This is a genomic window from Hoyosella subflava DQS3-9A1 (genome assembly GCF_000214175.1).
Lineage (GTDB): Bacteria > Actinomycetota > Actinomycetes > Mycobacteriales > Mycobacteriaceae > Hoyosella > Hoyosella subflava.
Genome location: NC_015564.1, coordinates 2,539,612 through 2,564,659 on the forward strand (window position 1 = coordinate 2,539,612; position 25,048 = coordinate 2,564,659).

The 25,048-nt window shown below is 62.3% G+C and carries 23 protein-coding genes and 1 pseudogene; 10 read left to right on the forward strand and 14 right to left on the reverse strand.

The annotated features are described in order from the left end of the window. Positions 1–62: 62 nt before the first annotated feature. A complete protein-coding gene (locus AS9A_RS11955; protein WP_041451866.1) occupies positions 63–1,244 on the forward strand; it encodes a thiolase family protein in 1,182 nt (393 codons plus the stop codon). Here AS9A_RS11955 and AS9A_RS11960 read toward each other — a convergent pair. Both AS9A_RS11960 and AS9A_RS11965 read right to left on the reverse strand, forming a co-directional pair. Next, positions 1,238–2,188: a DUF3048 domain-containing protein gene (locus AS9A_RS11960; protein ID WP_013807279.1), complete on the reverse strand. Its 951-nt coding sequence runs from the start codon at positions 2,186–2,188 to the stop codon at positions 1,238–1,240. The two genes, AS9A_RS11955 and AS9A_RS11960, sit on opposite strands and share 7 nt — an antisense overlap. A 9-nt stretch (positions 2,189–2,197) precedes the next feature. Then, positions 2,198–3,595 carry a glutamate decarboxylase gene (locus AS9A_RS11965; RefSeq protein ID WP_041451054.1) on the reverse strand — a complete coding sequence of 466 codons (1,398 nt, stop codon included), beginning with the start codon at positions 3,593–3,595 and terminating at the stop codon, positions 2,198–2,200. Between the two features lie 126 nt (positions 3,596–3,721). Here AS9A_RS11965 and AS9A_RS11970 point away from each other — a divergent pair, with 126 nt between their 5' ends. Next, a complete protein-coding gene (locus AS9A_RS11970) occupies positions 3,722–4,201 on the forward strand; it encodes a limonene-1,2-epoxide hydrolase family protein (RefSeq protein ID WP_013807281.1) in 480 nt (159 codons plus the stop codon). 13 nt (positions 4,202–4,214) lie between these two features. Here AS9A_RS11970 and AS9A_RS11975 read toward each other — a convergent pair whose 3' ends face one another. Next, a complete protein-coding gene (locus tag AS9A_RS11975) occupies positions 4,215–5,117 on the reverse strand; it encodes an amidohydrolase family protein (RefSeq protein ID WP_013807282.1) in 903 nt (300 codons plus the stop codon). Next, positions 5,114–6,643, reverse strand: a complete 1,530-nt coding sequence (locus tag AS9A_RS11980) for a flavin-containing monooxygenase (RefSeq protein ID WP_013807283.1) — start codon at positions 6,641–6,643, stop codon at positions 5,114–5,116. Before AS9A_RS11980 ends, AS9A_RS11975 begins: the two co-directional genes overlap by 4 nt. Before the next feature lie 92 nt (positions 6,644–6,735). Between AS9A_RS11980 and AS9A_RS11985 the strand changes: the two genes are divergently transcribed. Further along, positions 6,736–7,371 (forward strand): TetR/AcrR family transcriptional regulator, encoded by a 636-nt coding sequence (locus AS9A_RS11985; RefSeq protein ID WP_049793717.1) that lies wholly within the window; start codon positions 6,736–6,738, stop codon positions 7,369–7,371. A gap of 6 nt (positions 7,372–7,377) precedes the next feature. Here AS9A_RS11985 and AS9A_RS11990 read toward each other — a convergent pair. Further along, a pseudogene (locus AS9A_RS11990) lies at positions 7,378–7,803 on the reverse strand (ribonuclease H family protein); the annotation flags it as partial. Positions 7,804–7,858: 55 nt separating this feature from the next. Beyond that, the gene (locus tag AS9A_RS11995; RefSeq protein WP_013807286.1) at positions 7,859–8,890 is read right to left on the reverse strand and encodes an enoyl-CoA hydratase/isomerase family protein; all 1,032 of its coding nucleotides are present in this window, start codon (positions 8,888–8,890) and stop codon (positions 7,859–7,861) included. Between the two features lie 194 nt (positions 8,891–9,084). Here AS9A_RS11995 and AS9A_RS12000 point away from each other — a divergent pair, with 194 nt between their 5' ends. From AS9A_RS12000 to AS9A_RS12025, 6 genes are all read left to right on the forward strand, one after another. Next, positions 9,085–9,987, forward strand: a complete 903-nt coding sequence (locus AS9A_RS12000; protein ID WP_237707809.1) for a DNA-3-methyladenine glycosylase family protein — start codon at positions 9,085–9,087, stop codon at positions 9,985–9,987. Positions 9,988–10,088: 101 nt separating this feature from the next. Beyond that, complete coding sequence (locus AS9A_RS12005) at positions 10,089–12,089, forward strand: beta/alpha barrel domain-containing protein (RefSeq protein WP_013807288.1); 2,001 nt, start codon at positions 10,089–10,091, stop codon at positions 12,087–12,089. A 175-nt stretch (positions 12,090–12,264) separates the two neighbouring features. Next, positions 12,265–13,560, forward strand: coding sequence for an ABC transporter substrate-binding protein (locus AS9A_RS12010; RefSeq protein WP_013807289.1), 1,296 nt, complete (start codon positions 12,265–12,267; stop codon positions 13,558–13,560). Further along, entirely contained in the window at positions 13,557–14,495 is a 939-nt protein-coding gene (locus tag AS9A_RS12015) for a carbohydrate ABC transporter permease (protein ID WP_013807290.1), read from the forward strand. Before AS9A_RS12010 ends, AS9A_RS12015 begins: the two co-directional genes overlap by 4 nt. Then, a complete protein-coding gene (locus tag AS9A_RS12020; RefSeq protein WP_013807291.1) occupies positions 14,492–15,331 on the forward strand; it encodes a carbohydrate ABC transporter permease in 840 nt (279 codons plus the stop codon). Before AS9A_RS12015 ends, AS9A_RS12020 begins: the two co-directional genes overlap by 4 nt. A 52-nt stretch (positions 15,332–15,383) precedes the next feature. Beyond that, entirely contained in the window at positions 15,384–16,547 is a 1,164-nt protein-coding gene (locus AS9A_RS12025) for an ABC transporter ATP-binding protein (RefSeq protein ID WP_013807292.1), read from the forward strand. Positions 16,548–16,723: 176 nt separating this feature from the next. Here the strand turns inward: AS9A_RS12025 and AS9A_RS12030 are convergent, their stop codons facing one another. Together AS9A_RS12030 and AS9A_RS12035 are read right to left on the reverse strand one after the other, a co-directional pair. Further along, positions 16,724–17,476: a metallophosphoesterase family protein gene (locus AS9A_RS12030; RefSeq protein WP_322786490.1), complete on the reverse strand. Its 753-nt coding sequence runs from the start codon at positions 17,474–17,476 to the stop codon at positions 16,724–16,726. Positions 17,477–17,504: 28 nt separating this feature from the next. Further along, entirely contained in the window at positions 17,505–18,395 is an 891-nt protein-coding gene (locus tag AS9A_RS12035) for a ParB/RepB/Spo0J family partition protein (protein WP_013807294.1), read from the reverse strand. A gap of 262 nt (positions 18,396–18,657) precedes the next feature. Between AS9A_RS12035 and helR the strand changes: the two genes are divergently transcribed. Continuing rightward, a complete protein-coding gene (gene helR, locus AS9A_RS12040; RefSeq protein WP_049793893.1) occupies positions 18,658–20,793 on the forward strand; it encodes an RNA polymerase recycling motor ATPase HelR in 2,136 nt (711 codons plus the stop codon). Between the two features lie 7 nt (positions 20,794–20,800). Here the strand turns inward: helR and AS9A_RS12045 are convergent, their stop codons facing one another. The 6 genes from AS9A_RS12045 to AS9A_RS12070 are packed head-to-tail and all read right to left on the reverse strand — an operon-like array spanning position 20,801 to position 25,037. Continuing rightward, complete coding sequence (locus tag AS9A_RS12045) at positions 20,801–21,205, reverse strand: RidA family protein (protein WP_013807296.1); 405 nt, start codon at positions 21,203–21,205, stop codon at positions 20,801–20,803. Further along, a complete protein-coding gene (locus tag AS9A_RS12050) occupies positions 21,202–21,510 on the reverse strand; it encodes a hypothetical protein (protein ID WP_041451873.1) in 309 nt (102 codons plus the stop codon). Before AS9A_RS12050 ends, AS9A_RS12045 begins: the two co-directional genes overlap by 4 nt. Before the next feature lie 36 nt (positions 21,511–21,546). Next, entirely contained in the window at positions 21,547–22,587 is a 1,041-nt protein-coding gene (locus AS9A_RS12055; RefSeq protein ID WP_013807298.1) for a Rieske 2Fe-2S domain-containing protein, read from the reverse strand. 1 nt (position 22,588) lies between these two features. Beyond that, a complete protein-coding gene (locus tag AS9A_RS12060) occupies positions 22,589–22,807 on the reverse strand; it encodes a recombinase-like helix-turn-helix domain-containing protein (RefSeq protein ID WP_013807299.1) in 219 nt (72 codons plus the stop codon). Beyond that, positions 22,804–23,379 (reverse strand): alpha/beta fold hydrolase, encoded by a 576-nt coding sequence (locus AS9A_RS12065; protein WP_013807300.1) that lies wholly within the window; start codon positions 23,377–23,379, stop codon positions 22,804–22,806. Before AS9A_RS12065 ends, AS9A_RS12060 begins: the two co-directional genes overlap by 4 nt. Then, entirely contained in the window at positions 23,376–25,037 is a 1,662-nt protein-coding gene (locus tag AS9A_RS12070; RefSeq protein WP_013807301.1) for a thiamine pyrophosphate-binding protein, read from the reverse strand. The genes AS9A_RS12065 and AS9A_RS12070 overlap by 4 nt, the downstream gene beginning before the upstream one ends. Positions 25,038–25,048 lie beyond the last annotated feature (11 nt).

Sequence of the window (25,048 nt, forward strand, 5' to 3'; positions counted from 1 at the left end):
GAAAATGCTTGACAGTTCGTGCTTTCGCGGCGGCGAACACCGTATGCCCTACTATCGGCACAATGACGAATAACGACAAGATTGTCATTGTGGACGGTGCGCGTACACCTATCGGCAGCTTCGGCGGCGTGTTCAAGGATGTTCCGGCTCACGAACTCGGCGCAGCGGCAGCGAAGGAAGCGCTCTTCCGGGCGAACATCGACGCCGCCGATGTTGATGAAGTAGTGATGGGCTGCATCGGACAGGTCGGGCCAGACGCGTACAACGCGCGGCGGGTTGCGGTCGCAGCGGGCCTACCGAAAAATGTTCCTGCCTATACAGTGAACCGGCTTTGTGGGTCGGGCTTGCAGGCGATCTGGTCGGCCGCGATGCAGATCCGCTGGGGTGGCGCCGATATCGCCCTCGCGGGTGGGGACGAGTCCATGTCGCGCATGCCGTTCTACGACTTCAACGCCCGGGCCGGATACCGGCTCGGCGACCGCAAACTCGTTGACGGCACCGTGATGATGCTGACCGACCCCTTCCATAGCATCCATATGGGGGTCACAGCTGAGAATGTCGCCACGCGGTACGGCGTCTCCCGCCAGGAACAAGATGAGTTCGCCCTCCAGTCACAGCAGCGCGCCGCGGCGGTGAAAGCGCAGGGCGCCTTTTCCGAAGAGATTGTTCCCGTCGAAATCGCCGGGCGTCACGCTCGAACCGTCACCACGGATGAGCATCCGAAACCCGAGACGACAATCGAAGGGCTCAGCAAGCTCCGCGCAGCGTTTGAGAAGGATGGGACGGTGACCGCGGGTAACGCGTCAGGCATCAACGACGGCGGTGCGGCGGTCGTGCTCGCAAGCGAGTCCGTGGTGAAGCAACGTGAACTTACAGGGCTGGTTACCGTCGAGGCAGTCACCACAGCGGCAATGGAACCCGAGTTGATGGGGTACGCCCCGGTCCTCGCGCTTCAGAAGCTTTTCGAAATGACGGGCACGTCCCCAGGCGACATCGACACCATTGAGCTGAACGAGGCGTTCGCGTCCCAGGCGCTCGCAGTCATCCGGGACGCGAAGCTCGACCCTGCGAAAACCAACCCGTACGGCGGGGCGATCGCGCTCGGCCACCCAGTCGGCGCGACCGGAGCGATTCTGTCGCTGCGAGTCGCGAAGGATCTCGTCCGCCGCGACCTCGAACTCGGCATCGTCACTATGTGCATCGGTGGCGGGCAGGCCCTCGCAGCATTGCTCCGGCGCTACTGAGCGGGAACCAGTAGCACCCAGACTGCGCCCTCACCGACGGGCAGCTCTTCGCCTTCGTAGCTTACGTAGCGGGTGGGCTCGCTCGGTGACGGGCGCGTCCAGCGTCCCTCGTGTCGCAGTCCGTCGCGCAAGACTGTGACGGCACCCTCACCGACCGTCGCGGCCACCGGGGACCCAGCTGCCTCAATCCGGACGTCAACCTCCTGAATAACCACATTCGGCGTCGATGCTTGCCCCGCGTCGGTCGTCTCCATCAGCGCGCCGTCGACGCTGATCATCCACTGCTGGTTTTCCTCTGACCAAGTGAAGTCATAGGTGGCTGTTTCGTATTGGGCCCGGTATTCGGCCGCTGGCGCGCCGTCCTCAGGGCCGGGTCCGGTGACCATCACGGGAGCTTCCGGCGCCTGGCCCGGTGGGGGCAGCTGCGCCGGGCGAAGGTAGAGGTTATGGGGCGCGCCGCGGCTCGGCTCCCGATAAAAAGCTCCCCTCGCTCCCGCCTCTGTAGCGGAGATGATCGGGGCCTCATTCAGGGCGTCCAGGACGTGCGGCGCTGCCCCAGAGTAGGCAAATACGGGTTCGCCGAACTGGGCAAGTATCTCGATGTCGGTGATTCGTGCGCTCCGCACGGGACCGATGGCGTCGGGGACCTCCGTGCTGTACACGGCAAGCAACCGGGTAAGCCCATATTCCACGGGTTCGACGTAGACAATGTCGGCGAGGCTCAGGCCGGTCTGGGGGCGTGCCTGGCGCACATTGTCGATCTTCACTGCCGTTGCCGGGTCGGGTGGCGGCGGAGGCGGCGGCTCCGGTGCGGGCGTCGTTCGGGTGGGCGTGGGCCGTGGCGGTTCTTCAGTCGGGCCACCGCAAGCCGCCAGTGCAAGCGCAGCTGCTGCGCATACCGCTACACGCCCGGTGCGGCGGCGCCGCGTGAACATCATGTGCATGCAACAAAGCTACGTCCGCTTCGCGCTGTGCGAGAAAGATGCCGCTTCGCTGCCGCGTTGCGGACTGTCCTGTCGGTGCAATCTCGGCAGCACACGCTTGACTTCGTCGAGGAAACGCTCAGCGAGGTCGTGGCTGAATCCGTTTCGCACGACGACGCGCAATGCGGCGAGATCCTCCCGATTGGCGGGGAAGGTGTAAGCAGGTACGAGCCAGCCTGATTCACGCAGCGCCGCGGACACATCAAACGCCGAATAGCCAGTGACGTCGTTGCGCACCGTGAAGGCGAACACTGGCAGCTCGCTGCCATCGGTGACAAGTTCAAAGGGACCAAGTTCGGCGATGGCACTGGAGAGGTGCATCGCCACGTCCCGGCAGGTGCGCTGGACCCGCCGATATCCGTCGAACCCGAGGCGAATGAAGTTGTAGTACTGCGCGGCAACATGAGCTCCCGGCCGTGAGAAATTCAGCGCGAAGGTGGGCATCTCACCGCCCAGGTAGTTCACCCGGAACACGAGCTCATCGGGTAATGCTTCCGCATCCCGCCACACCACCCATCCGACACCCGGATAAACGAGACCGTACTTGTGTCCCGAGGTGTTGATCGATGCGACGCGGTCGAGGCGGAAGTCCCACTCCAGGTCTGGATCGCAGAAGGGTGCGATCATGGCGCCCGAAGCGCCGTCGACGTGAACGGGAATGTTCCAGCCGGTGCGGGATTGCAGGTCGTCGAGCGCACGACAGATGTCGGCGACGGGTTCATAACTCCCGTCGTACGTCGAGCCGAGGATTGCAACGACGCCGATGGTGTTCTCGTCGCAGTACTTCACAGCTTCGTCCGCGGTGAGGTGGTACCTGTCACCCTCCATCGGCACGAGCCGCGGTTCAACGTCCCAGTAGGTGGCGAACTTGTCCCAGCAAATCTGGACGTTGACGCCCATAACCAGATTGGGTCGGCCGCGCTTTTCTCCGCCTGCTTGCTGCCACCTCCGTTTAAGCGCAAGGCCAGCCAGCATGCATGCCTCACTGGACCCAGTTGTCGAGCAGCCTGTTGGCGCGTCAGCTGGCGGGGCGTGCCACAAGTTCGCGAGCATGCGCACGCATCGTTGTTCGAGTTCGGCTGTGCCCGGGTACTCGTCCTTGTCGATCATGTTCTTGTCGAAACATTCGGCCATGAGCGTCCTGGCCTGCGGTTCCATCCATGTCGACACGAACGTCGCGAGGTTGAGACGGGCATTACCGTCAAGCATCAGTTCGTCGTGAACGATCTGGTACGCGGTATCAGGATCAAGCTGGTCACGGGGAAACCGATCGTGCGGGATCTCGAGTGGTTCTCGCGTGAAGATGGGGTTGACGCTGACGCTACGCCGGTGAGAGTGGTGCCCGCCGGAAGGCTGTGACAGGGGCATATCGGGAGCGTAGACCAGCCGGAAGATTCTCGCGGAGTGTCGCAAAAACTTGCCGCGACATTTCAGGCCCGCCACAGAACGTGGGAGAATTCGTAGGCGCCAGGATCTCGAATGAGAGGACGTCACATGACCAGTACCAACACGGGCACGGTGGTTGAGTTTCTTGCCGCCCTCCGCGATCGCAATTATGAGCAGGCATTGAGCTTTGTAGCGGACGATGTCGTGTGGCACAACGTTTCTCTGCCTAAGGTTCGTGGCAAATCGCGCCTTAGGCAGGCGTTCGTGATGATGGACAAACTTGCCATCCGGTTTGATGTCCAGTTCCGCAACATCAGCGGCGACGATCGAGCGGTGCTGACGGAGCGCACCGATGCTCTGAGCCTGGGTCGGCTGCGCACCGAATTTTGGGTATGCGGAACGTTCGAGTTCCGGGAGGGAAAGATTGCTGTCTGGCGTGACTACTTTGACTACGCGAACATGAGCGGTGCACTGCTACGCGGTGTGCTCGGCGTGGTGCTGCCGCGTCGCGAGCCACTTAGCCTCTTCGCTTCCGAAGGCATCTTCCAGAAGGCCGCGGATCCGGGGCGCGATCGCGCACGGGACTGAATACGAAGCAGCATCACACAGCGAGGCTGAAGACGCGCACCCCGTTGTCGTAGCAGACTGCCCTTATCCAGTCATCCCCGAGTTCGAGATTCGCCAGGATCTCGAGGGCGTGCACATATGGATAGGGGATGTTCGGGAAATCGCTGCCGAAGAGGATGCGATCACCGAGCGCGCGCAGACGGGGCAGATCGCGCCGATCCAATGGCGCCAGGTCGCTCAGGAAGTCGGTAAACGCCATCGTTGTATCGAGCAACACGGTCTCGTGCGCCTCAGCGAGCGAAAGGAAATCGGAGTACTCAGGCATACCCATATGCGCGATGATCAGCCGAAGGCGCGGATGCCGCTTCATGAGCTTCGCTATCGGGGGTGCACCTGTGTAGCGTCCGGGTGCAGGTCCTGACCCGCAGTGGATCACGACCGGAGTGCTGCTGTCTGCGAGAGCCCCCCACACGCCGTCGAGCAACGGATCCAGAGGGTCGTAATCGCCTACCTGAATGTGCGACTTGAACACCCGGGCGCCGGCCTCTAACGCGGAAGTAACGTACTTTTCGACACCGTCCTCCGGGTAGAACGTTGCTGTGTGAAGACAGTCCGGGGTGTGGTCCGCGAAATCGGCTGCCCACTGATTCAGCCACTCCGCCATGCCCGCCCTGTGGGGGTAGACCAGCGATGTGAACGCCACGACCCCGTAACTACGGAGGCGCTGCAGGCGCACGTCCTCCTCGAGCTTGTAGGCAATTGGCCACTCCATAGCCGTCAGCGGGCCCGCGGAATCGAAATACGCCCACACTTTGTCCATCACCCGTTTCGGCATGAAATGGGTATGCACGTCTACCAGGCCGGGGAGCCGATGAGCTTCCTGAAAGGCCAGAACTGGGTCGACGTCGGCTCGCAGGGAGCCTGCGTTGTCGCTCATGTGCTCCAGCATGTCACGCTGGCGAGGGCGCGATGGGTGAATTCATAATCGTCGATGCTGAAATGCTCACTCGCCCAGCGTGAATGCAGGGTAGTGGCGGACCGGAACGGAACATCACCATTCGGGTCGAAATAGTAGCTGTTGGCGTTGGAACAGTCCTGATTGAAGAAGATCTGCCGATCGCGGCGGTCGATCATCGACTCGAAATACTCGGTATTGGCTTCTTCACTGATCTCCACCCGGGTCGCACCGCGCTCCTCCGCTGTTGTGAGGCACCGGATGATATGCCGCAGCTGATTCTCGATCAGTTCGAAGTACGACGACCCGTTGTAGGCGTAGGGCCCCAGGATCGTGAAGACGTTGGGAAATCCGGGGACACTGGCACCTTGGTATGCCTGGTAGCGATTCTCTGCCCACCACGCGGCGAGGTCGGCGCCACCCTTACCCGCGATCCTGAAGGAGGGCATCCCGCCCGTCCCGAAGAGCTTGAAGCCTGTTGCAAGGATCAGCGTGTCGAATTCGTGCTCCGTGCCGTCCGCAGTGACAATTCCACGCGGAGTGACCTGGGCGATCGGATCGGTTTCCAGGACGACATTCGGACGGTTGAACGCCGCCAGATAGGTGTTCGAGAAGCTGGGCCGCTTGCACCCGAGGGGATAGTTCGGTGTGAGCTTCTTCCGCAGGACAGGATCCTTCACCTCGCGCCGCAGAAAACGGCGGCCCGCGTGTGAACCGCTGCCCGCGAGCATCGGCAGGGTGCGGTTGTATTGGGCCGCGACAACAAATGTGGCTTCGACGACGGCTTGACTTGCCAGGCGCGCTGCGCGCCGGACGAGCGGAAGCTTATCGAGTGCGATGTGCGCTGCCCTTGATAACGGCAAATCCACACGCGGAAGCACCCAGATCGGGGTCCGCTGAAAGACTGTGAGGCGTTCGACCTGCGGCGCAATAGCCGGGATAACCTGCACCGCGGACGCACCAGTACCGATGATGCCTACTCTGCGGCCACTCAGGTCCTGGCGATGATCCCACCGGGCTGTGTGCATGACGGTTCCCGCATAGGAGTCGATTCCTGGTATGTCTGGAGTCTGGGGCTCGCTGAAAGGGCCGACGGCGTAGATCACAAAACGGCTGGTCATCTCTTCACCAGCATCAGTGAACAGCCGCCACAGATCGGCGGGTTCGTCGAATTCGGCTCTCGCTATTTTGGTGCTGAGACGGATGTTGGGCCGCAGCCCGTACTTGGTGACGCACCGCTCCGCATACTCCTTCAGTTCCGCTCCGGGCGCGTACGTCCGCGACCACCGCTGCCCCTGTTCAAAGGAGAACGCATAACTGAAGGACGGAATGTCGACCGCGACGCCCGGGTACGTGTTCAGGTGCCAGGTGCCCCCGACGCCGTCAGAGGCCTCAACGACGAGGTAGTCGAAACCTTCCTGGCCGAGCTTGATCGCGGCGCCGATGCCGGAGAAGCCGGCGCCGACGACGATAACGTCGTGGTCGGGAACTGGCGTGTGCGTCACCATTGACAGCCCTCCAGAGATCTTCCAATTATCCAGATAATGGCATTATCCTAAATCCTGGCTCCGGCTTGTCAAGCTGCACTATCATCGTGCGCATGCCGCGACTCAACCGCACGGAAAGCCAGGAACGCACCCGTTGCCAGATCATCGCGGCTGCCGTCGAACTGTTCCTCCGGGATGGTTTCCGTGCGACCTCCCTCGGCCACGTCGCGACCGAGGCCGGCTTCACGACGGGAGCGGTCTACTCGAACTTCGCCAATAAGACGGAACTTGGGATCGCCGCCGTAGACGCGATCTACGAGCGTGAAACCGATCGCGCCATCGCGCGCGTCGCGGACGCGGTTACCGAGTCGCCGGATGCCTGGATCACCAGTCTCAGCGACTGGAGCGCCTCCGTACTGGGCGACATCTCAATAGCCAGGCTCGAGATTGAGATCAATGCGTTTAGCGCGCATGACGGCACCCTTCGCACGGCGAACGCCGCGCGATATGCCAGGATTCGCCAGCATGTAGCGGCACTGCTTGACCGGCTTGAATCTGAGGCAGGCCTGCGGCTTCCTATGGATAAGGAAACGCTTGCGATCGCAGCGGTCGGACTCGCACTCGGCATCGGGATTCAGCGCGCGGCCGATCCCGCGCTCGATAAGGACGTTTTCGGGCGCATTCTGTCCCACACGGCAACGGCCCTCACTCCGGCACCACACAGTGACGGAGTGCTGTCACACGGTTAGCTGTCCCGCTGCTAACCGTGCTGCCTTGCCTGCGAGGTCATCAGCGATCTCATTATGGTGGTTGCCAGTGTGGCCGCGAACCCACGTGAAAGTGACGGCACCTGGACGCTCCTGTATTGCGCGGTCGATCGCCTGCACGAGGCCAAGATTCTTGACCGGGCTGCCTGACGCTGTAGTCCAGCTCTTGCGTTTCCAGCCAGGCAGCCATTCGGAGGCGCATTTGATCGCGTACTGCGAGTCAGATTCGATGACGAGCGGCTCCACGCCCGGATGCGCGATTATCGCTTCGAGCAGAGCAGTGAGCTCTGCGATCTGATTGGTTCCAGAGCCGGCGCCCCCGGACGCGCTCGGACCGTCATGGTTAACCCAAGCCCAGCCGATCGCACCGCCAGGGTTCTTCAGGCAGGAACCATCTGTACTCACCGTAATCACGCGAGGAGACGTTACGCTGCCGCGTAACCCGCGTGCCGCACTGACACGCTGAAGGCTAGCTGAGTCCGAGTTCCTCGTCGCCGAGGTCACGAAAGAACGTTGCTACACGATCGTCCGACACGTCCTCGAGCCGAGCTGGCGACCATTGGGGGTTGCGGTCTTTGTCGATGACCTGCGCGCGGATGCCCTCCACCAGGTCTGGGGACCGTAGGCATGCCAGTGACACGCGATATTCCTCGTTGAGTGTCACCGCCAGACTCGGAGACCGACGGGCACTCCGCAATGACCGCAGCGCCACCTTGAGGGCGGTGGGTGACTTCGAGAGGATCTGCTGCGCCGCCTTGCCCGCTTCAGGCGTGGCATTGCGCTCCAGCCTCGCCACGATCTCTTCGACGGTCTCCGCGCTGTAGCAGCTGTCAATCCACTCCCGCTGCGCATGCAATTCGGACTCAGGTGCAGGCTGCGCGAATCGCGCGATAACCTCATCCGGCGCTTCTTCTGACAGCGCCTCGAGCAGCGCGCCTAACTCCGCACTCGGTACAAAATGATCCGCGAAGCCACACACGACCGCGTCGCCGGCGGTGAGTCGCGCCGTGGTCAAAGCAATGTGTGTGCCGAGTTCGCCTGGCGCCCGCGCGAGCAGGTAGGTACCCCCGACGTCAGGAACGAAACCGATCCCGACCTCGGGCATACCGATTCTCGAACGCTCAGTCACAATTCTGACGCTGCCGTGCGCGGAGACACCAACTCCCCCGCCCATGACGATGCCATCCATCAAGGCGACATACGGCTTCGCGTACGTGGAGATTTGCTCGTTGAGGATGTACTCGTCACGCCAGAAGCTCTTCGTCTGACTGCCGTCGCCCTGGGCATCCCGATGAATGGCGACGATATCGCCGCCCGCGCAGAGGCCGCGCTCACCAGCTCCAGTTATCGCCACTGCACGCACCGAGTCGTCGTGCTCCCACGACGCAAGCGCGGCCGCGAGGTCCCGGACCATGTCGTGGTTCAGGGAATTTATCGCCGCAGGACGATTCAGCGTAATCAGACCGAGTCTGCCGGACTTCTCGATCAGCACATCACTCATATTTCTCTCCTCCGCCGGGGCGCTACCGGACTGCCTTGCGTCTGCGCAAGCAGCCCGGTAGCGACCACATAGGCGAGACGGTCGGTACTTCTGCCAAGAAACTCACCAACATCCTATAGTTGGACGTCCATGTATTGGAAGGGCGGTCGATTCAGTCACGCACTGGCGCGATTCCGGAGCGGTTATCGTTAGGCGTGCTGACCTTGTCGGTCGCCCAGCCGACCAATGTCGCGGCGACGCTGCGCCCGCTGGCCCGCGGCGCTGGGGATCCGTGCCACTTTCACGCGCCGGACGGCGCAATCTGGCGTGCGACGCTGATGCCGTCCGGGCCTGCTACCTGTCGAATCAGCCAGCTTGACGCAGGCACCGTTTCAGTCGCCGCGTGGGGGGACGGCGCAGAAGAGTTCACGACGACAGTGCCTGCGCTCCTCGGCGCTGCCGACGAACCGGAAAGCTTCGCGCCTCAGCATGCGACGCTCGCTGAGGCGCAGCATCGCAGTCCCGGTGTGCGAATCTGCCGCTCTGGCAGACTCCTCGAAGCGCTGGTGCCTGCCATCCTCGAACAGCGTGTCCACGGGATCGCGGCACGTGCGTCATGGCGCCGCCTGGTTCGTAAGTTCGGTACGCCGGCTCCAGGACCAGCACCCCGGCCCATGTGGGTTCCGCCGTCGGCTAACGTGTGGCGCCGCGTCCCGTCGTGGGAATTCCACAAAGCTGGCGTGGATCCGCGACGCGCGAAAACAATTGTGAGCGCGGCTGGCGCTGGTGAGCAGCTCGAGCGTATCGCCAAACTTGCGCCCGCGGTTGCCAGACAGCATCTCCAGACGCTGCCTGGGGTCGGCGTGTGGACGTCGGCTGAGGTCGCTCAGCGCGCGCTAGGTGACGCAGACGCTCTGTCCGTCGGAGATTTTCATCTCGCCGCGATGATCGGCTGGACCCTGCTCGGCAGACCGCTCGATGACGACGGCATGCTCGAATACATGGAACCGCTTCGGCCGCACAGGTACCGAGCTGTCCTGTTGCTCGAGTCGAGCGGTCTGGCCTTCAAGCCAAAATTCGGTCCGCGAACACCTGTTACCGATCACCGCGCGCACTGAGCGCGGGTGGGTCACACCCTCCCCCTAGGGTCTCTAGGCGTCACCTCCGTTGCGCGGGAGCATCGAAGTATTCGCTCCGAGCAGGCTCCCTGGGGGTTCCAATGCCTGACTACACCTACGTGGTCTACCGTCCCATCGTCACACGACTTCTCTCGGCCACACTAGCTCGCAAGCTCACGGTGAATGCAGTGAGCTTTCAGGGTAATTTCGTCTGGGGGCGAAGGCTTTTCGAGTTCATGGCGTCAGCTCGGCCGTCTCCAGGTGTCGCGCGGACCGTGATGGGTCTGCGGTTCGCTTCGCCCGCAGGTGTCGGCCCCCATGTGGACCTCGACGGCAGCGGCCTCCGTATGTGGCGTCACCTTGGTGCAGGCTTCACCGTGGTCGGCCCGGTGTCGAGTGAACAACGCCCCAAGGGTGCCTCCTCAACCCGGATGATGCATTCGCTGTGCGGGATCCTGACCAGCGTCGCAGATGCCGCATACGTGGACGACGTTATTCCCCAACTCGAAGACGGGCTATCGCGAAACGGGCCAGTTTTCGTTTCGGCCACCGGGCCCGATGTCACCGCCGTACTGGCGAAACTCGGTTCTCGGGCAGATGCCTACATCGTCCCGAACGCCGATTCGCGAGAGATCTTGGCTGACTGGGCCACTGTGACGGATCGACCGGTTTTGGTACGGCTGCCGGTAGACCTGTCGCCCGATGAAGCTTTACGCCTAGGTGAACATGCGCTCGCCGCTGGTTGCGCTGGGCTTGTTCTCAGCGGTGCGCGCACGCATCTGCTCCCCGGGGGCATCGAGCACGGCCCGTTCTTACGTGAGCGCGCCGCAGCGCTCACTCGATTGTTGCGCAGCCATTTTGGGAAAAACTTGGCAGTAGTGGCTGGGCCCGGGATCATGACACCCGATGACGCCAGGGCCGCCCTCAAGAACGGTGCAGACTTACTGGCACTTTTTGAAGGTCTGATCTTCGCCGGGCCAGGGCTGCCCCGTCGCATCAACACCGCTATTCGTGCTTCCCGCACGCCGCAATCAGTCGTGCTTCCCGCGCCGCCACCCGCAGATGTGTCCCGGGGCCCGCACCGTCCCGCATTGGCCGGCCTTGGAATCGTTGCCGGACTGCTGACACTTGTCGGGCTGGCAGGCTTGTTGTCGAGCCTGACCGCACCACGTCGATGGCTAGCGAGTGAACTTGGGGCAGCCAATATTTCAGCCGCTGCAGTGGAGAAGGCTGATGGACCGCTGGCGGCATTCATCGTTCATAACCGCGTGAATCTTGCGGGGGCAATGGTCTGCCTGGGACTCCTCTGGGCATGGCTTGCGCTAAGCCCCCTGCGTGAGGGGAAACCGTGGGCGTGGTGGACGCTGCTTCTCTCGGGATCCGCCGCCACTGCAGGTCTCCTGAGCGCACACTTGGCTACGCTTCCACAGCGCACTGACAAGACGGCAGCAATAGTGGCAGCCTCGATCCTCTTCTTTGTGTCATTGATTCTGTGCTTCAGGAGTCTGCCTAAGGAACAGCGCGGGATTGGCACGCTCGCGAAGCCAGGAGCGACTGCCTGGCTATGGAGCCCGGCAGGCCGCGGGCGCGCACTCCTTGCCCTTTCGGGGCTTGGACTCGTGGTCGGGGGGTTGCTGATTACCACGGTCGGACATAGTGCTGTACTCGTCCCCCAGGATGTGAAATACCTGGGGGTGCGAGCTGAGGATCTGAGCCTGGTAAGCGACCAACTCAGCGCTTTCATTGCCGCCGATCGGCTTGCGTTTGGAGCGATGCTGCTCGCCGCCGGTATCGCGGTACTGCCCACGGTGTGGTGCGGGTTGCGGCCAGGAGCGCGGTCGCTGGCCGTCGCTGTCGGCGCCGCCTTGGCGGCAGCGCTCGTGCCCGCAATCGGCATTCACCCCGTCATCGGCTATAACGATTTTGGGCACCTCGCGCCCTTTATCGCGATCGGGCTTTATGCCCTCGCGGGGCTTGCATTGTTGTGGCGGCCACTTTCAGCGGCCGCCCGTCCGGACCGTTTCCCTGATCTGTGGGTTGATCCTGACGCTGCGCCTACCTACCGTATGACACCGACTCCACGCGACGCGCTCATGAACTGAATTAGACGGCGGCACAAGAACTGTAAACCCTTTCAAGGGACAGCCGCGATATACCGCGTCAAGATCATAACGATCCGGTAACAGGTGCGATAAAGCGCTATTTAACTACGGGAGCCGAGGAGCACCGTTGTGATGTACATCACCCGATAGTGGACTTAACTCCTAGGAGCGAAGCATGGAGCAATCGTTCCAGCGTGTGCGCTCGCACAGGTGGAAACAAACCACCGCCGCGGCAGCGGTGGGGGCGTTGGCCTTTGGTTTGGTGTCGTGTGCGTCTGATGACACGGTGGTTGTCAATGTGTATGGGGGGACGGCTGCTGCTGGGTTTGACCGGATCATCGCGTCGTGTAATGAGGCGGCGGAGGGCCGGTACCGGATTCAGGGGAATTTGTTGCCTGCGGATGCGGATAGTCAGCGTGAGCAGTTTGTGCGGCGGCTTGCGTCGCGGGATTCGGGTATGGATTTGCTGGGGATGGATGTGACGTGGACGGCGGAGTTCGCGGAGGCGGGCTGGATTCGTGAGCTCACTGCGGAGCAGGCGGAGCTGGCGACCGCGGATATTCTGCAGCCCCCGATTGATACCGCGACGTGGCAGGACCGGTTGTATGGGATTCCGAAGCACACGAATGTGCAGTTGTTGTGGTATCGGCCGTCGCTGACCCCGCAGCCGCCGCGGACGTGGGATGAGATGCTGGAGATGGCCGCTGAGCTGCGTGATCGTGGTGAGATTTACCAGATCGGGTTTACCGGGGCGCGGTATGAGGGGTATGTGGTGGGGTTCAACACGCTGCTGAACTCGTTTGGTGGTGATCTGGTGAACGAGGACAGCACCGAAGCCACGATTGATGAGAACACGTTGCAGGCGCTGGAGTTGATGAGCCGGTTCGCGACGTCGGGGCTGGCGAGCGCGTCACTGTCGAATGCGCAGGAGCCGGAGGTGTTCGCGGAGTTCCAGCAGGGCCGCTCAGCGTTCAGCCTGAACTGGCCGTATGTGCTCAGCGCGATGCGCGCGGCGGCGGAAACGGACGCGCAGAGCCGGTCGGTGTATGAGGATATGGCGTTCGCGCAGTATCCCGAGGTGGTGCCCGGGGAACCGGCGCGGGTCACGCTCGGCGGGATGAATTACGCGATCAGCACGTTCAGTGAGCATCCGGAGGAGGCGTTCGACGCGGCGATGTGTCTGCGCAGCCCGGAGCATCAGTTGTGGGCGGCGCTGGATGCGGGGGATGTGCCCGCGAACGTCACCGTGTATGACGATCCGGAGTTCCAGGACGCGTATCCGATGTACGAGATCCTGCTCGAGCAGCTCGAGATCGCGGTACCGCGCCCGAAGACACCGTTTTACCAGAACATTTCCACGATCGTGTCGTCCACGTTGTCGCCGCCTGCGGCGATCGATCCTGAGGCGACAGCCGATGAATTGCGGGATCGCATTCAGGACACCCTCGAAGGAAGGGGCATCCTGCCATGACCACTAGCTCCGCTGGCCCGGCCGCGCTCGGCGCGGACGCGGGCACCGCGATCGCGAAACAGCGTCACAGCGAAGGCAAACGCGCCGAACGGCGTCTCGGTCTGCTGCTGTGCGCGCCTGCGATCATCGTGATGCTCGCGGTCGCGGCGTACCCGCTCATCTACGCGGTGTGGCTGTCGTTTTTCCGCGCGGATCTGCGTACCCCCGACGATCAGGAATTCATCGGGCTCGGTAACTACATCACCGTGCTGTCGAGCCCGATCTGGTGGAACGCGTTCGGGGTGACGATGTTCATCACCGTGATCGGCACGTTCTTCCAGCTCGTGCTGGGCATGCTCCTCGCGATCGTCATGCACCGCACCATCATCGGCCGCGGCCTGGTCCGCACCTCCGCGCTGGTGCCCTACGCGATCGTGACCGTGGTGGCCGCGTTCTCGTGGCGCTTCGCGTGGACCCAGAACCTGGGCTGGCTGGCCGGGGAATCGGCACCGCTGACCGACCGGTGGTCCTCGCTATGGATCATCATCCTGTCCGAGGTGTGGAAAACCGTCCCGTTCATGGCGCTGCTGCTCATGGCCGGACTCGCGCTCGTGCCCGAAGACCTGCTCAAAGCCGCCTCCATGGACGGCGCGAACGCATGGCAGCGGTTCTGGCGGGTCACCGTCCCCATCATCAAACCCGCCATCCTGGTCGCGCTGCTGTTCCGCACCCTGGACTCGTTCCGCATCTTCGACAACATCTTCGTACTCACCAGCGGCGCCAACGACACCGCATCGGTGTCCATCCTCGCGTACAACAACCTCATACGCGGACTCAACCTCGGCATCGGCTCCACCATGTCGGTGCTGATCTTCATCAGCATCGCGATAATCGCGTTCATATACATCAAGCTCTTCGGGGCCGCAGCACCAGGCGCAGGAGACGATCGCAGATGAGCTACCAGCAAGAAACCACCCAGCGCAAAGCCATGTGGGCCGGCGTCAACGTCCTCGTCCTGCTCTATGCGTTCATCCCCGTCATCTGGATCGTGTCACTGTCCTTCAAAGACGCCGGCACCCTCAACGACGGCAACTTCCTGCCCCGCTCCCCCTCCGCGGAGTCCTACCAGCAGATCTTCACCGACTACGAATTCATCCGCGCACTGATCAACTCCATCGGCATCTGCGTGATCTCCACCTTCATCGCCCTGGTCTTCGGCACCATGGCCGCCTACGCCATCGCCCGACTGGACTTCCCCGGCAAAAAAACCATCGTCGCGGTGTCCCTGCTCATCGCGATGTTCCCCCAGATCGCGCTCGTCACCCCCCTGTTCCAGATCCAGACCGCCATCGGCACCTTCGACACCTGGCTCGGCCTGATCATCCCCTACGTCACCTTCGCGCTGCCGCTAGCGATCTACACCCTGTCCGCGTTCTTCCGCGAAATCCCCTGGGAACTCGAAAAAGCCGCCAAAATGGACGGCGCCACCCCCTACCAGGCATTCCGCAAAGTCATCACCCCCCTCGCCATGCCCGGCGTGTTCACCACCGCGATCCTCGTGTTCATCGCCTGCTGGAACGACTTCCTCTTCGCGATCTCCTTCACCACCACCAGCGCGTCACGCACCGTGCCCGCCGCACTCTCGTACTTCACCGGCGCCACCACCTACGAACGCCCCACCGCCGCCATCGCCGCCGCCGCGGTCATCATCACCATCCCCATCGTCATCTTCGTCCTCTTCTTCCAGCGCCGCATCGTCGCTGGCCTGACCTCCGGCGCCGTCAAAGGCTAAACACCCCGCCCCCGGCACCGCCACCGCACCACACACAGCGAAGGAGCCCCCCGTGGCCGAGATCGTCCTAGACCACATCATCAAGCGCTACCCCGACGGGGCACTCGCAGTCGACGACTTCAACCTCCACATCGCCGACGGCGAATTCATCATCCTCGTCGGCCCCTCCGGCTGCGGCAAATCCACCACCCTCAACATGGTCGCCGGACTCGAAGACATCACCGAAGGCGAACTCCGCATCGACGGCGACATCGTCAACAACAAAGCACCCAAAGACCGCGACATCGCCATGGTCTTCCAGTCCTACGCCCTCTACCCCCACATGACCGTCGCCGAGAACATCGCCTTCCCCCTCGTCCTCGCCGGCGTCGACAAAACCACCATCAAACAAAAAGTCGACGACGTCGCCACCATGCTCGAACTCACCCAGCACCTCGACCGCAAACCCTCAAACCTCTCCGGCGGCCAGCGCCAGCGCGTCGCCATGGGACGCGCCATCGTCCGCAAACCCAAAGCCTTCCTCATGGACGAACCACTGTCCAACCTCGACGCGAAACTCCGCGTCCAAATGCGCACCCAAGTCGCCCAAATCCAGAAAACACTCGGCACCACCACCCTCTACGTCACCCACGACCAAACCGAAGCCATGACCCTCGGCGACCGCGTCGTCGTCATGCGCGGCGGCATCGTCCAGCAAGTCGGCTCCCCCACCCAGCTCTACCACCACCCCGCCAACCTCTTCGTCGCCGGATTCATCGGCAGCCCCTCCATGAACTTCCTCCCCGCCACCATCGAAAACAACACACTCAAAAGCAACCTCGGCACCATCGAAATGCCCGACCGCATCCGCCGCACCCTCGAAACCACCGGCACCAACCGCAACGTCATCATCGGCGCCCGCCCCGAACACTTCGAAGACGCCACCCTCACCGGCAACACCCCCGGCCACACATTCACCACCACCATCGACCTCGTCGAATCCATGGGCTCCGACATTTACGCCTACTTCCGCGTCCACGGCGAAACCGCCCACTCCCGCGACCTCGACGACCTCGCCCGCGACATGGGACAAGACATGGAACTCGGCACCCAAATCACCGCCCGCCTCGACGCCGCCTCACAAGTCCAAACCGGAAAAAAAGCACAACTCTGGCTCAACCCCGAAAAAATCCACATCTTCGACACAGAAACAGGCAAAAACCTCACCGAAGAATAACCCCGGCGACTTCACCCACATCCCCTACTGCCCACCTCTGAGCGACACCAATCGTTAGTGTCGCTCAGAGAAGGGCCAACAATAAGCCGCATCGCCCCGAAGCACCCCAAGGTGAGCCCCTGGCCCTAGGGGACCTTGCCGTTCAGTTATGCACACTGCCATGGTTGGCTTCGTGCTCACCCCGACAACACAGTGCGGGATTCTGTGGAGATCGTGGAGGCGGGTTCGATTTCCATGATCTTCCACGGAACCACATTGCGGATGGTTGTTCGTCCGACCTGCCGATCGGGCCGCGCAACCCCGTAGGGATGAATATGGCCATGCAAATGCCAGCGCGGCTGCAATTCAGCGAGCACGCGATGCAACGCATGAACCCCTACGTGTGGCCGGTCCTGTTCGTCCCCGAGCCCGAATGGCGGTGCGTGCGTGAGCAGAATGTCGAGACCGGCGTCCCTGCCAAAAGCGCGCCGTGCCTTGCGCACGAGCCGCCGCCCTTTCCATGCGTACTGTCGCTGTGAGTACTGATTCGGGCCGGGGCGGTAGCGTACACATCCACCAAGCCCGGCGATGCGCAATCCAGCAACCTCCACCACCGTCCCGTCCACGTTGATGCCACCATATGGCTGCGCCGAGCTACACGGCATACCATCGCGCAGACATAGACCCGAACGATCCTTCTTCTCTACTTCGGGATCGTGATTACCCGGGACAAAAACGAGCGGGACATTAAGTGATGATTCAAGAAAATCGAGATAATCCCACGGCAAGTCCCCTGCAGCGATGATCAAATCAGGCTTGATTGTGTGGACACTTGGACTATACAAACTTGGAACTATTTCATCTGCAACGACTAATATCCTTACCATACGACTATGATACGGAATTCTGTGTCGCAGAACACAATCATCGGATGATATGACGTAGTCCATTCATGACCCACCCGTGCTGGTGAGGCGGCTAACTCCTGCGCCGGCGCTGCGCGCCGGGTGCCACTTTCGTCTTCCGGCCCATCGACTTCGCGACAAGTTCCCGCGCGACGTTCTCGTCCCAACGGTGCGACCGGATCATTCGATACCGCTCGTTCGTCAGCCACATATACAGTTCAGCGTCCGTTTTATCCATATGAACGCCGCAATCACGGCCCATTTCGACAATCTGCGTGTACTCCTCGTCAAACCACCGCTTCGCGATCGTCTGCCGGTCGAAAAACGCGTGCTGCTGCTGCATGTAGCGGAAACCCCACGCCTCTACCGCTTCGGCTAGTTTCGGGTAGTCCCACGGGTCCGTCACTTTCACTTTGCCGCGATCCGGCTGGGCAAGTGGAACACGCTCGACGAACAAGCGGCGCAGGTCCTTTTTGACGATGTCACCGCGGCGGTGCACACCCTCAGGCGACAGCTTTGTCCGAATTTCCGTGACATACGCTTCTATGTTTTTCATGCCCACGGCACGCGCAATGGACACACGGTGGTGGCCGTCGACCACGAAGTACATGTTGCCGACCTGATAAACGTCGATTGGCGGGATCGCCTCCCCTCGACGCTGAGCAACGGCCAGGCGTTCCCACCGTTCCCGCGTCCGCGATGTGGTCGGACGGAATCTGTGGTCAAAGTCCCTCGTGCGATCAACTGACCCGACGATGTCGTCGACATCGATCACACGAAGACCGACCTGCCGCTCTTCACGTCGCCCAAGTGCCGACACCACCTCGTCGAAGGGCAAAATGCTGTTCACGTCGGCAGACTGTCCCAGCATCCACTTGGAAAGCTTGGACAAGCTAGCGCGGCGTCGCTGCCGTGCGAAATCGAACTCTGCATCAGTTGCAGGGAAGCCGGTATCACGCGCCATTTTCTTTAACTCTTACTCCATCAAAGTCGCTAAGACACATCCGACTTTACGTCGTCCGCTAGGTGAGATCTCGTGAACGTGATCCAACAAACTGAAGTGAAATGAAAGAACGCTCGGCACGCCTGAGGGAAATGGCGGAAACTCGCTGCCGCACCGAGGAACTCCCTGCCCCTTTCAATCTATAGCGGACCCGGGGGCTTGCCGCAAGACCCGGGTGCGCGCGCAGAATCTCCCGGTGACCACCACCGCGTTCAGCCTCCCCATGCATCTCGCTCCCAAATCCGATCCGGCACTGATTGCAAGCGACGATCAGCATTTCGCGGCTATCTCGGAGAGCTTCGAGCAGCAGTTCACCGACCTGTCCGACCAGCTCGACGCTCAGCGTAAGGCGCCCGGGGGTACCGGGCGCGATGCGATGGACCGCGACTTCGAGGTCCGCCGGCTTACCGCTCGCTTGCGTGTTCTGCAGCGCTTCCGGCTCGATCTGTGTCTTGGGCGCATCGTCCGCGCGGACGGATCCCGGCCGCTGTACATCGGCCGGATTGGACTTACCGACAGTGTCGGCAACGCTCTGTTGGTCGACTGGCGCACCCCAGCGGCGGAACCCTTCTTCGCAGCAACACACGCCAGCCCAATGGGCCTGGTCAGCCGCCGCAGATATCGCTGGACCCAGGGCCGCGTCAGCGACTACTGGGATGAGGTATTTACCCCAGAGGGGTTCGAAGGACATGCCGCGCTTGACGATCAATCAGCGTTCATTGCAAGTCTCGGCAGCAGCAGGTCTCCCCGGATGCGGGACGTGCTAGGTACTATCGCCGCCGACCAGGACGCCATCATTCGTGCGGGATCGCGTGGTGCACTGGTCGTCGACGGCGGTCCGGGCACGGGAAAGACCGTAGTCGCGCTCCACCGCTCCGCGTATCTCCTCTACGCTGACCCCCGGCTCGGTCACCACCGCGGCGGAGTACTGTTCGTGGGCCCGCACCAGCCCTACCTGGCCTATATCGCCGACGTCCTCCCCAGCCTCGGTGAGGAGGGCGTACGGACCTGCACAGTGCGGGAACTCGTCGCTGAAGGTGCTGCCGCGACGATCGAGAACGACCTGGCCGTTGCGCTGCTGAAGTCCTCTGCGGCGATGGTGAAGGCAATCGAGACGGCCGTCAGGTTCTACGAGACGCCACCGTCAGAGGGGCTGCTGATCGAAACCTACTGGGCTGATATCTGGCTCAGCGCCGCAGACTGGGCGGAAGCGTTCGACGCGGCGGAACTCGGCACCCCACATAACGACGCTCGCTACGAGGTCTGGGAGGCGCTGCTGTCCATCCTGATCGATAAGCACGGTGACGGTGACGTGCCAGCAGCACTTTTGCGCCGCGAACTGGCGCAGAATGAGGAACTGACCAGTACTTTCAGCAAGGCCTGGCCACTGCTCGACGCAGCTGAACTCGTTGGCGACTTGTGGTCGGTACCCGCCTACCTGCGCATGTGCGCGCCCTGGCTCACCCCCGAGGAAGTGGAGAAATTGCAGCGCCCGAACGCCCAGGCGTGGACCGTGGCAGACCTTCCACTGCTCGACGCGGCACGGCAGCGGCTCGGCGATGCGGAAGAGTCACGACGAAAGCGTCATAGGCAGGCCGTCCTCGCCGCCGAGCAGGCGAACATGGACAGGGTCGTCGACGAGCTCATCGCATCACACGAATATGACGACGGCGAGGGCCTGATGACGATGCTGCACGGACAAGATTTGCGTGCTGCACTCGTCGACGAAACCGCGCTGCCGAGCGTCGAACGGGACCGGCTCGCGGGCCCGTTCGCGCACATCGTCGTCGATGAGGCGCAGGAACTCACCGACGCAGAGTGGCACATGCTGTTGCGCCGCTGCCCCTCTCGCAGCTTCACCATCGTCGGCGATCGCGCTCAAGCCCGGCACGGGTTCACTGAAACGTGGCAGCAGCGGCTCCAGCGGGCTGGGTTCCACACCATCAACTTCGCCTCGCTCAGCATCAACTACCGGACACCGGACGAAGTCATGAGTGAAGCCGAGCCCGTCATCCGGGCCGCGCTCCCCGACGCCAACGTGCCCAGCTCCGTCCGCTCCAGCGGCATGCCTGTCATCCGCGGATCCGTTACGGACCTCGGCTCGATCCTCGATACCTGGCTTACCAAGCACACTGACGGAGTCGCCTGCATCATCAGTACGCGAAACATCGACATTGGCGGGGCTGGCACACTTTCACGCGTCCGGTTGCTAACCCCAGAACTGTCGAAAGGCCTCGAGTTCGACCTCGTCATCCTGATCGACCCAAATGAGTTCGGAACAGGCATCGAAGGAGCTGTCGATACCTACGTCGCGATGACCCGCGCAACTCAGCAACTCGTGATCCTGACGAGCAACTGAGCCGTGGCTATTTCTGACCGTGCGCCGCCGCACCGATGACGCCTTGCGCTTCGATCTCCACCTTCAGATCAGGATCGACCAGTCTCGTCACCTCAACGAGCGTCGAACACGGAAAATCGCCACTGAAAACTTCAGCACGTGCCTTCCCGACCGCCGCCTTATCGTCGATATCGGTCAGGTACAGGCGCAATGCCAGTATGTCGCCCGGTGTTGCTCCGCACGCTTCAGTGAGCGCGACAATCCGGCGGAAAGCCTCACGGGCCTGAAGGTACGTGTCACCGCCGCCGATGGGTCCGTCAGCCGAGCCCGCGTGCATACCGGAAATGACGAAATGCTGGCCGTGCACACGAGCGTTGCTGAACATTCCAGGACGCGGCGGTTCGGGCACCGAGGGTGCTGAGACTCGACTCATGTTGCCTTCCTCAGATCAGATTCCCGAGTCAGTCGTTCGCGGACGGGGAGAAAGTCATACGTCGGATAGAAGTCCGTCCTGAACACTCCCCATGCGCGTCGCTCCAGCTCGACATTCACTCTCCCCAGATCGCTCGCTGGAAGACGCAGCGTGACGATCTGGCCGATACCCATCGCGACGACCCAGGACACGATTTCACATCCCTCCGGCGGGAAACCGTGCCACCAGTCCGCATCTTCTAGCTTGCCTTGCAGTTGCTCAAGGTTCTGAGTCTGATCGTGCCGCAGAAAGACCGTCAGCATCATCAGCGGTTGGGTGTCCGAGGGGTCGTGCACGTGGGTTCACTCCCCAGCCAGTGCGGCGGCCTGTTGCTTCGCATCCGAGCGGTACAGTCGGCGAATCCGGGAGACCCCAAGGTCGTGCTGGTATAGATGCTCGTCGACGTCCGCATCGGCGGCCAGAGCCTCGAGCACCATTCGGTCCTGCTCAAGCACCTGCCAATGGTTCTCCTCGAGTTTCGCGCGGAACAAGAAACGCCACACGTCGCGTTCCCAATCGCTCACGCGACGGGTCCGCCAATGGAAGATCGCAGAGTTGTTCTCATCGATCGGCGTCGCCATTCCAACGATTCCGAAAACCCCTCCCGGGCCGGCTGACGCCGCATAGGGAATTTCCAGGTCCACGTAATCCATTGCGCCCCGGCAGAATTCCACCCAGTCGAAGTTCACGCCCCGCTGGTCAGTCTTCTCAAAGAAGAAGCCGCGCTCGGTTTCCCGGATCCGGAAGCGTGCGGAGACGTCGCCACCGAACATCGAATGCGAATCGCGGTGAAGGAAGGCACCGTGCATCGGGTCGAGCACGTTGTCCATGTAGAAGCGCCATGGTCCGGCCCATTCGGCGTAGTTCAGGAACCAGGAGTTCGCCTCATCGGCGAGCCGCTCCGGCAGGACAAAAGGCGTTGGTTTTGAGTCTTCGGTAAGCGGAATGAAGGCGAAAATGGTGTCTGCGGCCTCAGCTACCTCGAGTGAAACAGTGGCCTTCTTGCCTTCCAGCGCGCAGCCGGGCATTCCGGGGACTGACACTACGGTGCCGGTGCCATCGACCTGAACACCGTGGTACCGGCACGCGATGCGATCGCCGAGATGCTGGCCGACCGAGAGCGGCGCGCTCCGGTGCGGGCAGCGGTCTTCGATCATGTAGAGCTTGCCGCGCGCGTCACGGAACAGCAGCCAGTCGACGCCGAGACGCGTCACCTTCGTCATGCCTCCGGGTTTGACGAACCTGGACGGGTAGATCGGGTACCAGCGGTCGCGGAGCCCTGTTGCCGCGAGCTCGGCGGCGTCGAGTGTTTTGCGGGTGCCGACAACTTTCTTGACCTTCATGTCATTCTCCCAGTCGTTTCATTTCGGCGCGGAAGTTCGCCTCTGTCCAGGTATTTCCATCAGGTGCGGTGAGGCCGAGACGGTTGAGGCCGTCAACGACACCAGCCAAGTCGTGGGTTCCGCGGCTGAAAATCTCCATCAGTGACCCCGCTAGCTTTTCCTCGTACGGACTGAGGTCACCGCTCCGCGTCTGGTGAACTTCGAGATACTGGGTGCTCATACTTCCTCCATTGCAGGCTGGTTCGGTTCACTGGGGTCTGAGAGCGACCGCAGTCCCTCAGCGATCGCAAAGAACGAGACGAGCCACTCGTTGAACGAGCTGTCCCGGTTCTTGTGTGCGGGTGCTTCACATCCGTCGATGATCACGAACACCCCATTCGCGATGCCTCCGGCCACTGACTGCGCCTGCGCGACGTCAGTCGCACGGTCCGGCGCGGACGCCACCACCAGGGCAGGACATTGGACGCGTTTCATCTGACGCCAATAGTTGTCATCGGATTCATCGACGACGGGATCCCCAAGGACAAGACTCGTCACAAGACCGGGGTGCTCGGCAGCGAGCATGATCGCCCCGTACGCGGCCTCCCCGGTGGCAAGGACATGACGCTGGCCGTCGTCGGTCTCCGCAATGACTTGGGCCGCTGCAGTGACCCACTCTTCGACACTCGAGTCGACAGCGGGCCGCAGCGTCAGTTCCGCGGGCGTTTCCCAAGCGGACCCATCAAACGCACCGAGTTGGCTCGCGAACAATTCCGCAGCCCCCGGACCGGAATGCAGGCAGACAATTGTCATGACCGTCCCTTCGCGACGGGAATGTGAACAGGTGGCGTGAATTCCTGCGGTGCGGGGTCGAGGGCCTCAACGTCGACCTCGATGATCGTGGGCCCCCTGCGCTCGAGGGCACTGTGCAGGGCGTCTGGGAAGACACCGGCACCGCGCACGAGTGTGTATGGAATGTTCAGTGATTGCGCTAGCAGGCCGAAATCGGGGGTGTACAGGTCGACGCCGCTGCGCGCGAAGCCATTCGCCCGCTGCATGTTCCGCAGTACGCCGTAACCTCCGTCGTTGAAGATCAGCACCACGCACCAGGCCTGAGAACCAGCCAGGGTCGCAAGTTCGCCGAGGTGTACAGCCAGACCGCCGTCACCGGCGAGAACCACCGTAGGCACGTCGGGCCGGGCGAAGGCCGCGCCGATACCCATAGCGAGGCCCTGACCGATACCTCCGCCGAGCGGGAAGATGTTCGTGCCGCGCTCGAAGAACGGCAGCAGCCGGTTGCCCCACTGGCTTGACGGAATCGTCACATCGCGTGCCACGACAGACTCAGCTGGCAACTGCTCGCGCAGCGAGTCGCAGATTTCGGCATAACCACCGATCTGGGCGGTCAGCTCGGAACGGACAGCCTCCCGGGTTTGTGAGACCCGCTGTGTCCATGCGGTATTCACCTCACCCGCTGCCAGCCCGGAAAGCAGCTGACGCAGCACAGCGCGAGCATCCCCGGTCAGTGACACGTCTGCGGGATAGACCCGGCCCACCGCCAGAGGATCGATATCGATCTGAATGTGCGGTTTCGGGAGCTGCAGATGGTAGCTCTTTGTTTCGTTCGAACGGAAGTGGGTGCCGATGCTCAGCAACAGATCCGCGTCCGCAATGAGACCAGCAGCGCCAGGAGCCGATGCGAAGTTCCCGATGACGAGTTCGTTGCTCTCGGGCACAATTCCGCGCCCTGAGTTGCTGGTCAGCAGACCGGCGCCCACGCGATGGAGCAGTTCTGCGAGTTCCTCGCCTGCACCTGCGGCACCCCCACCTGCCCAGATCAGAGGGCGTTCAGCAGAGGCCAGCAGCCGGAGCGCGTCACCCACGTTCTCGTCGTCGGCGCTGGCCAGCGGGACCGGAGCCGGTCGGTTTACCGGATGCTGATCTTCGGGATGTGCCAGGTACTGAAGGTCGCTTGGCCATTCGACGCTGGCCGGCGCGGACGGCGCGGTGGTGATGTATTCGATCGCCCTTTCCAGTTCCTGCTCGGCGTCACGTGCGTCGACGATGGTGCTTGCGTATCCAGAAATTGCGTCGAGCATCTGAAGCTGACGGGGCACCTCGTGGATCACGCCGCGATTGCTGCCGAGAAATTCACTGTCAATCTGGCCCGTGACATGCAGGACCCGGGAGCCAGCCGTGAGTGCCTCGATCATGGATCCGGCGGCATTGCCAGCGCCTGTTCCCGTCGAGGTAAGCGCAACCCCCACTTTCCCGCTGGCCCGAGCGTATGCGTCGGCGGCATTGACCGCAGCCGCCTCGTGCCGGACAGCGACGAAAGTGAGCTCACGGTCGACTGCCTCCACGAGGGGAAGGTTGTGAATGCTGATTACACCGAAGGCGGTGTCGATGCCGTGACGTTTCATCACTCGGACAAGGACGTCGCCACCGGTGGGTTCGCGTTGTTCTGTCATGTTGATTCGCT

Excerpts from the sequence above, each read along its gene's own strand:
- AS9A_RS12045 (WP_013807296.1), bottom strand. The coding sequence starts at position 21,205 with ATGAGTCGAGTCTCAGCACCCTCGGTGCCCGAACCGCCGCGTCCTGGA.
- AS9A_RS11965 (WP_041451054.1), bottom strand. The coding sequence starts at position 3,595 with ATGCCCCTGTCACAGCCTTCCGGCGGGCACCACTCTCACCGGCGTAGC.
- AS9A_RS12060 (WP_013807299.1), bottom strand. The coding sequence starts at position 22,807 with ATGAGCACCCAGTATCTCGAAGTTCACCAGACGCGGAGCGGTGACCTC.
- AS9A_RS11980 (WP_013807283.1), bottom strand. The coding sequence starts at position 6,643 with ATGGTGACGCACACGCCAGTTCCCGACCACGACGTTATCGTCGTCGGC.
- helR (WP_049793893.1), top strand. The coding sequence starts at position 18,658 with ATGCATCTCGCTCCCAAATCCGATCCGGCACTGATTGCAAGCGACGAT.
- AS9A_RS12010 (WP_013807289.1), top strand. The coding sequence starts at position 12,265 with ATGGAGCAATCGTTCCAGCGTGTGCGCTCGCACAGGTGGAAACAAACC.
- AS9A_RS12050 (WP_041451873.1), bottom strand. The coding sequence starts at position 21,510 with ATGATGCTGACGGTCTTTCTGCGGCACGATCAGACTCAGAACCTTGAG.
- AS9A_RS11975 (WP_013807282.1), bottom strand. The coding sequence starts at position 5,117 with ATGAGCGACAACGCAGGCTCCCTGCGAGCCGACGTCGACCCAGTTCTG.
- AS9A_RS12065 (WP_013807300.1), bottom strand. The coding sequence starts at position 23,379 with ATGACAATTGTCTGCCTGCATTCCGGTCCGGGGGCTGCGGAATTGTTC.
- AS9A_RS11955 (WP_041451866.1), top strand. The coding sequence starts at position 63 with ATGACGAATAACGACAAGATTGTCATTGTGGACGGTGCGCGTACACCT.
- AS9A_RS11970 (WP_013807281.1), top strand. The coding sequence starts at position 3,722 with ATGACCAGTACCAACACGGGCACGGTGGTTGAGTTTCTTGCCGCCCTC.
- AS9A_RS11960 (WP_013807279.1), bottom strand. The coding sequence starts at position 2,188 with ATGCACATGATGTTCACGCGGCGCCGCCGCACCGGGCGTGTAGCGGTA.
- AS9A_RS12030 (WP_322786490.1), bottom strand. The coding sequence starts at position 17,476 with ATGGACTACGTCATATCATCCGATGATTGTGTTCTGCGACACAGAATT.
- AS9A_RS11985 (WP_049793717.1), top strand. The coding sequence starts at position 6,736 with ATGCCGCGACTCAACCGCACGGAAAGCCAGGAACGCACCCGTTGCCAG.
- AS9A_RS12015 (WP_013807290.1), top strand. The coding sequence starts at position 13,557 with ATGACCACTAGCTCCGCTGGCCCGGCCGCGCTCGGCGCGGACGCGGGC.
- AS9A_RS12020 (WP_013807291.1), top strand. The coding sequence starts at position 14,492 with ATGAGCTACCAGCAAGAAACCACCCAGCGCAAAGCCATGTGGGCCGGC.
- AS9A_RS12035 (WP_013807294.1), bottom strand. The coding sequence starts at position 18,395 with ATGGCGCGTGATACCGGCTTCCCTGCAACTGATGCAGAGTTCGATTTC.
- AS9A_RS12005 (WP_013807288.1), top strand. The coding sequence starts at position 10,089 with ATGCCTGACTACACCTACGTGGTCTACCGTCCCATCGTCACACGACTT.
- AS9A_RS12070 (WP_013807301.1), bottom strand. The coding sequence starts at position 25,037 with ATGACAGAACAACGCGAACCCACCGGTGGCGACGTCCTTGTCCGAGTG.
- AS9A_RS11995 (WP_013807286.1), bottom strand. The coding sequence starts at position 8,890 with ATGAGTGATGTGCTGATCGAGAAGTCCGGCAGACTCGGTCTGATTACG.
- AS9A_RS12055 (WP_013807298.1), bottom strand. The coding sequence starts at position 22,587 with ATGAAGGTCAAGAAAGTTGTCGGCACCCGCAAAACACTCGACGCCGCC.